Origin of the sequence: Corynebacterium sp. (assembly GCF_012837295.1) — a bacterium.
GTDB lineage: Bacteria > Actinomycetota > Actinomycetes > Mycobacteriales > Mycobacteriaceae > Corynebacterium.
This window is the reverse complement of the sequence record NZ_DURI01000123.1, coordinates 1-4,912: the sequence shown is the minus strand read 5'-3', so window position 1 is coordinate 4,912 and position 4,912 is coordinate 1. Positions and strand designations below refer to the sequence as shown.

Sequence of the window (4,912 nt, the reverse complement as noted above, 5' to 3'; positions counted from 1 at the left end):
GACGATTCCGGCTCCACCGTCATCGCCGATGGCGCCCCCGCCGACGTCCTCGCCCGCCACGGCGAGTTCCTGCGGGCCGCGGGCGTGTGGTTGCCGGGGCCGCCGCCGCAGGTGGGCGCAGCGCAACCGGTGCCGACATCGGCGACGGCGGCGCTGCTGCTCGAGCGCCTGGCCATCGGCTACGGCGGCGACGGGGAACCGGTTCGCCGGGGGATCACCGCGTCGGTGCCGCTGGCGGCGTCGACGTGCATCGTGGGCCCCAACGGCTCGGGCAAGTCGACGCTGGCATTGACCATGGGCGGACTGCTCGAGCCGATGGGCGGCGCGGTCATCGCCTCGGACGAGATCGCCCGCGGCGCCGGCCCGGACCCGATGACGTGGAAGTCGAAGCAATTGGCGCAGCGCATCGGCAGCGTCTTCCAGGCGCCCGAGCACCAGTTCGTCACCCCAACGGTGCGCGAGGAATTGGAGCTCGGCCCGACGCTGCTCAAGGATCCCGACGCCGCCGAGCGCGTCGACGAGCTCCTCGCCCGCCTGCGGTTGACCCATCTGGCCGGCGCGAACCCGTTCACGTTGTCCGGCGGTGAGAAGCGCCGTCTGTCGGTGGCCACCGTCCTGTCGACGGCCCCGTCGATGGTCATCCTCGACGAGCCGACCTTCGGCCAGGACCGCCGCACGTTCGCAGAGCTGCTGCGGATGCTGCGCCGGCTCGTCGACGACGGGGTCACGGTCGTCTCCATCACCCACGATCCGCTCGTCGTCGCGGCGATGGGCGACCACGTCGTCGATCTGGCGGAGGTGGGTGCGCGGTGAATCTGATCGGGAACGTCAACCCCGTCGCCAAGCTCCTGGGTCTGGTGCTGATGACGACCCCTCTGCTGCTGTCCATCGACTGGGTGTCGGCGGCGGTGGCGCTGGCGTGCACGCTCGTCGCCGCGCCGCTGTGCGGGGTCGGGCCGCGGCGGCTGGTGCGGCGCGGGTGGCCGATTCTGCTGGCAGCGCCGGTGTCGGGCATCTCGATGCTGTTGTACGGCAATCCCGAGGGCCGCGAATACTTCTCCTTCCTTTTGGCGACGGTCACCGACAACTCCATCGCCCTCGCCATCGCCATCACCGTGCGCGTGCTGGCCGTGGGGCTGCCGGTGGTGGTGCTCACCGCCGACATCGATCCGACGGATCTGGGCGACGGGCTGTCGCAGGTGCTCAAGCTGCCGTCGCGGTTCGTGTTGGCGTCGGTGGCCGGCGTCCGGCTGATCACCCTGTTCCTCGACGATTGGCGGGCGCTGACCCGTGCCCGGCGGGCGCGGGGCCTGGGTGATCATGGGCGGATCAAGCGGCTGTTCGGCCAGGTCTTCGCGCTGCTGGTGTTCGCGCTGCGCCGCGGCACGAAGCTGTCGACGGCCATGGAGGCCCGCGGTTTCGGCGCTCCCGGCAAGCGCACGTGGGCCCGCGAGTCGACGTTCGGCGGCCGCGAATGGGCGGTGCTGGCCGTTTGCGCGCTCATCGCCGCGGCGTCGCTGGGCATCGCCGTGTGGACCGGCGAGTTCCGGTTCCTGGGGGTCGCGTGATCCTGCTCGTCGATGGCCGGTCGGGGTCCGGCAAGACCACGTTCGCGGGGAAGCTTCACGACGTCCTGGGGTGGCCCGTGGTCCATCTCGAGGACGCGTATCCCGGGTGGGGTGGATTGGCGGCCGCGTCCGACGCGGTGGCCGATTCGATGCTCGACCCCGAGGGGGCCGGGTTCCGCCGCTGGGATTGGCACGCGAACGATTGGGCGGAGTGGGTGGACCTGTCGGAGTTCACTGCGCCTGCCCCGGGTCGCGCAGGTGCGGAGCCGTCGGGGCCGCCCGCGGCCGCAGCCTCCTCGCATCGTGGCGGGGGAGCGCCCGCGCGTTCCCTCATCATCGAGGGGTGCGGCGCACTGACGGCCGACAACCTCGCCGCGGCCCGGGCCATCGGCGACGGCGAGGCGTGGGGAGCGTGGGTCGAGCTCGACGAGCCAACCCGCTTCGCCCGCGCCATGGCCCGCGACCCGTATTTCCGCGGGCATTGGCGCATGTGGGCGGCGCAGGAGGACGCGCACATCGCCCGCCACGATCCTCGTTCGCTGGCCGATTGGACCGTGCGGCCGCGGTAGCGGGGGCTACTTCATGGCGGCCGCGAGATCGGCGAGCACGTCCTTCCACCAGGCCTTGACGCGGTCGCGGGCGGCTTCGTCGGCAAGCGAGTCGTGGTTGACCGCCAACGTCGACTTCACGGCGCCGTCCTTGCCCGGGGCCTTGGTCTGGACGGTGACGGCGATGCGGGAGCCGTCGGCCATGGGGCAGCGCCAGTAGCGCCACTTTTCGGTGTCTGACTGCTTCGGCTCGTCGTCGGCGATGACCGGGGCGCCGTCGGCGCCTGGATGCAGGCCGCCGCGGTCGGCGAAGACGCCGGTCATGTGCTCGGCGAAGCGGTCGCGCACCTGGTCCATGTCGCCGGGCAACGTCTTCGACGCCGACGCCGACCACGCGCCGTCGCAGCGCTGGCCCACGGCTCGGCGGCCGATCGCCTGCTCGTAATGGACGGTGACGCCCTGCGCCCACCAGGCCGGGTTCGACGATTTCGACCCGTCGCCGAGTTCGCCGTCCGCCGCAGTGATTTCGGGCAACAGCAGCTTCGCGATCTCCGCGTGCCCCATGTCCCGCGCCCCGCGCTCGTCGAGCCACGCGACCCATTCGTCGCCGGTGCGCCCGGTGGGGGCGATGAAACGATCCGTGTCCGTCATGCCGACGATCCTATGCGCCTCCCCGGATCACTCGCGGCCGGCGTTCGAACGGGCGCGGGCCGATCCGGGGGCTGGGTTACCGTGGGGCCATGGTCCGCTTGACGACGTCCCGGCGCCCACCTCGCACGGGCACACGGTGGGGGAGGCCGGTCTTCGCCGCCCTCGCCGCGGTTCCGGGGTGCCTGATGGCGGCGACGTTGACGGTCGGCGGCATCGTGGCGTGGCGGGATCCGCTGATGCGCCCGCCGAAGCTGCCCAATCGCAGGCCTCCGGCGTGGGGCCTGCCCGCGGCGGGCGTCTTCTACGGTGCGGGCACGGTGTCCGCCGCATCCGTGGTGGCGCGGGGACGCCGATCATTCCCTTCTCCCGCCGAGGTCGGTTCGGCGCTGGCGTTGTCCGCGCTGGCCGCGCCGGGCGTGATGCTGCCGGTCTTCGACGTGGCGCGGCGCACGTGGGCGCGGCGCGACCGCGGGGCGGCGGGCACCGTCATAGTCCTGGGGTGCGCCCTGCGCGATGGGCGGCCGTCGACGCTGCTGCGCTACCGGTTGGAGAAGGCCGAGGAGGTCGCGCGCCGGACCACCGAACCCGCCACGGTCATCTGCTGCGGGGGAGTCGGCGAAGACGGCGGACCGTCGGAGGCCGAGGTGATGGCCGATTGGCTGCGTGGGCGAGGGCTGGACGACATCCGGCTCGAAGCGCTGTCCACGTCCACGCTGGAGAACCTGGCCAATGCCGCGCCGATGGTCGACCGGGGCCCCGTCACGGTGGTCACCAGCGACTTCCACGTCTTCCGCACCGGTTCGCTGGCGCGCCGGGCCGGCCACGCCGCATGGCGCATCGAAGGATCCCCGACGCCCCCGCAGTATTGGGCGACGTCGATGCTGCGCGAATTCCTTGCCCTGGGCACCTGGTGGTCGGCACCCGGCGTCGCCGTCGGCGGAACGATCTTCGGCACCTGGCTGATGGGGGAGCCGTCGGCGTGGACGTGGGCGTCGCAAACCAAAAGTCCCCCTCGGGGGTGACCTGCGCCACGAAAACGGCCCCGTTAACCGTCGTTAATCGTTATGCTCGGAGATCGACCAACCGAAACAACCGCACGGAGGAACTCCCCAATGGCACTCACCCCCGGATTCGACCTGTTCCAGCTGCCCGAAGAGCACCAGGAGCTGCGTGCCGTCATCCGCGATCTCGCCGACAAGGAGATCGCCCCTCACGCGGCCGACGTGGACGAGAACGAGCGCTTCCCGCAGGAGGCCCTCGACGCGCTCAACGCCGCCGGCTTCAACGCCATCCACATCCCCGAGGAGTACGGCGGCCAGGGCGGCGACTCCGTCGCGGCGACCATCGTCATCGAGGAAATCGCCCGCGTCTGCGGCTCCGCCTCGCTGATCCCGGCCGTGAACAAGCTCGGCACCATGGGCCTGATCCTCAAGGGCTCCGAGGAGCTGAAGCAGCAGGTGCTGCCGGACATCGCCAACGGCGCGATGGCGTCCTACGCCCTCACCGAGCGCGAGGCCGGTTCCGACGCCGGCGCCATGAAGACCCGCGCCGTCCGCGACGGCGACTCGTGGGTGCTCAACGGCTCCAAGTGCTTCATCACCAACGGCGGCAAGTCGCTGTGGTACACCGTCATGGCCGTCACCGACCCGGAGAAGGGCGCCAACGGCATCTCCGCGTTCATGGTGCGCTCCGACGACGAGGGCTTCCGCGTCGGCGGCCTGGAGAAGAAGATGGGCATCAAGGGCTCGCCGACGGCCGAGCTCTACTTCGAGGACTGCCGCATCCCCGCCGACCGCATGATCGGCGAGGAGGGCACCGGCTTCAAGACCGCCCTGGAGACCCTCGACCACACCCGCCCGACCATCGGTGCGCAGGCGCTGGGTCTGGCGCAGGGCGCGTACGAGTACGCGGTGGGCTACGTGCTGGAGCGCGAGCAGTTCGGCAAGCCGATCTCGGCCTTCCAGAACACCCAGTTCATGCTGGCCGACATGCGCACCAAGATCGAGGCCGCGCGCCTGATGGTCTACACCGCCGCCGCCAACGCCGAGCGTGGTTCCGCCGACGGCGGCTCCAAGATCGGCCTGATGGCCGCCGCCGCCAAGACGTTCGCCTCGGACGTGGCCATGGAGGTCACCACCGACGCCG

General features: G+C 71.4%; 6 protein-coding genes. 5 read left to right on the top strand and 1 reads right to left on the bottom strand.

Annotated features, from left to right (window positions below; translation table 11 throughout):
* The 3 genes from GX015_RS04145 to GX015_RS04135 form a co-directional block, all read left to right on the top strand.
* A partial coding sequence (locus tag GX015_RS04145) for an ABC transporter ATP-binding protein (RefSeq protein ID WP_291343006.1) occupies positions 1–813 on the top strand: 813 nt, incomplete at its 5' end.
* The gene (locus GX015_RS04140) at positions 810–1,568 is read left to right on the top strand and encodes an energy-coupling factor transporter transmembrane protein EcfT (RefSeq protein WP_291343004.1); all 759 of its coding nucleotides are present in this window, start codon (positions 810–812) and stop codon (positions 1,566–1,568) included. The genes GX015_RS04145 and GX015_RS04140, both read left to right, overlap by 4 nt.
* Positions 1,565–2,137, top strand: coding sequence for a hypothetical protein (locus tag GX015_RS04135; RefSeq protein WP_291343002.1), 573 nt, complete (start codon positions 1,565–1,567; stop codon positions 2,135–2,137). Before GX015_RS04140 ends, GX015_RS04135 begins: the two co-directional genes overlap by 4 nt.
* Positions 2,138–2,143: 6 nt before the next feature.
* On the opposite strand, the gene GX015_RS04130 is transcribed toward GX015_RS04135, so the two are convergent.
* Positions 2,144–2,767: a hypothetical protein gene (locus tag GX015_RS04130; RefSeq protein WP_291343001.1), complete on the bottom strand. Its 624-nt coding sequence runs from the start codon at positions 2,765–2,767 to the stop codon at positions 2,144–2,146.
* A 185-nt stretch (positions 2,768–2,952) separates the two neighbouring features.
* Here GX015_RS04130 and GX015_RS04125 point away from each other — a divergent pair, with 185 nt between their 5' ends.
* Both GX015_RS04125 and GX015_RS04120 read left to right on the top strand, forming a co-directional pair.
* A complete protein-coding gene (locus tag GX015_RS04125; RefSeq protein ID WP_291342999.1) occupies positions 2,953–3,789 on the top strand; it encodes a YdcF family protein in 837 nt (278 codons plus the stop codon).
* A 90-nt stretch (positions 3,790–3,879) separates the two neighbouring features.
* A partial coding sequence (locus tag GX015_RS04120; RefSeq protein WP_291342998.1) for an acyl-CoA dehydrogenase family protein occupies positions 3,880–4,912 on the top strand: 1,033 nt, incomplete at its 3' end.

Coding starts and splice junctions, on each gene's coding strand:
- GX015_RS04130 (WP_291343001.1), bottom strand. CDS start 2,767: ATGACGGACACGGATCGTTTCATCGCCCCCACCGGGCGCACCGGCGAC.
- GX015_RS04125 (WP_291342999.1), top strand. CDS start 2,953: ATGGCGGCGACGTTGACGGTCGGCGGCATCGTGGCGTGGCGGGATCCG.